Raw genomic sequence first — 1,463 nt, 5'->3', positions numbered from 1 at the left:
AGCCACTCATCGCTTATCTTGAGTGCGTCACCTTGAATCGTGACACTAGGAACTTCAAACTGGTTTTCGTATCCATCACCGCCATCAAGAATATCTACTGTTAAAGAGGCATCATCGTTCAAACCTTCTATTGCCTCTAAGGTAATATCCAATGTTACCGAGGTGGTGTCACCGTCTGAATCTGTTGCATTAACTAACAATGGTATATCCAGGATTTGATCTTTTGACAGATCGAAAGAGCGATATAATTCAAAGGAATACTCTATTTCACTACTTGACTCTAAAGGTAATGTGGATAATAGTTTCGATTGAAAAATATTTACTTCCACCCCACCTTCTAAGATATAGCCAGTAATTGTCGTACCGTCATCAGACAGACGGTAAAGCAACTCACTTTCACTACTCACTAATGTGGGCTGGTTAAATTCGCTAAATCGAAGAGAGTCAACATAATCACTCCCGATATCGAGTTGAAGGCTCCCAGTTTTAAAGATTGCCCCACTTTCTAGATTAATCTCCTCCATTGCAACAACAGTCAAGTTGCTCAACGTAGGATCAACACCATCTTTCAACACGAAATCAATTTCGTTCTCTACAAGCGGTGTGGAGTCTAGATCTGTCCCTCCAATGGTCAGCGGGAAAGTGACCGTATCACTACTATTGAATTGATCGATAGGATGATCAAGAGTAAGCGAGATTGAAGCTAGTACATCGTTACCCGACTCAATGCCACTCAATGTTAACGTAAATACAGTGACACCATTGGCAAATGCTGTGATTTGCTTTCCACTGGAACTTAACGTGTAGCTAAGCTCATTATCAGAGACTGAGCTTGTAAGCCCTAATGCCTCTAACTTAGTAATGGATGCCCCACCAAAATACAAACTAGTCGGATCAGGGTTATCAGAGCCAGCAATCACATTAACACTGCCTTCGGTGGTTAATAATGCCTCTCCCAGAGGTACTTCTGCTGCGTTTATAGTAGCGCTGCCTACATAACCCGCTTGGCCATCTATAATGTCGATAGTTGCGGTTGCTACACCGTAATCTTTTGAATCATCGGCTGCGAGATAATCAAAAACGAGACTTTGCTCAACCGTGTGATCTAAGTTGCGACTGGCATTCAACTGCCAAGAGCCATCTGAAAATACGGTTAATTCACCCTTCTCTAGACTAAAACTTACTGAGCCACCATCAGGGACAGACTGGATCTCTCCTCCGGCTCTGACATATCGAATGTACAAGTCACCATCAATATCAATGTCATTCTCCAGTACATTGCCAGAAATGACTTGGCCTTCGGTTACACTATATGACTCATTTTCGATCACTGGATCGGCATCAAGGATGGCGATTTCTAGGGGAGCCACAACAGCCTCTTGTGTGCCGTCAGCATCACTTTGAATGCTTTCAACCAATACGTTAGTCACCAGCTCATCTTGACCTACACCATGATCAATCGC

Annotated in this window: 1 protein-coding gene; it reads right to left on the bottom strand. The window is 43.0% G+C overall.

Annotated elements, in window-relative coordinates:
• Positions 1-1,463, bottom strand: a 1,463-nt coding sequence (locus tag R7O03_RS22565) for an Ig-like domain-containing protein (protein WP_318132067.1), incomplete at both ends; no start/stop codon positions are given.

Source organism: Vibrio sp. Vb2960 (genome assembly GCF_033337665.1).
Lineage (GTDB): Bacteria > Pseudomonadota > Gammaproteobacteria > Enterobacterales > Vibrionaceae > Vibrio > Vibrio alginolyticus.
Note: the sequence above shows the minus strand (reverse complement) of the source record. Positions and strands in the feature narration are given on the sequence as shown.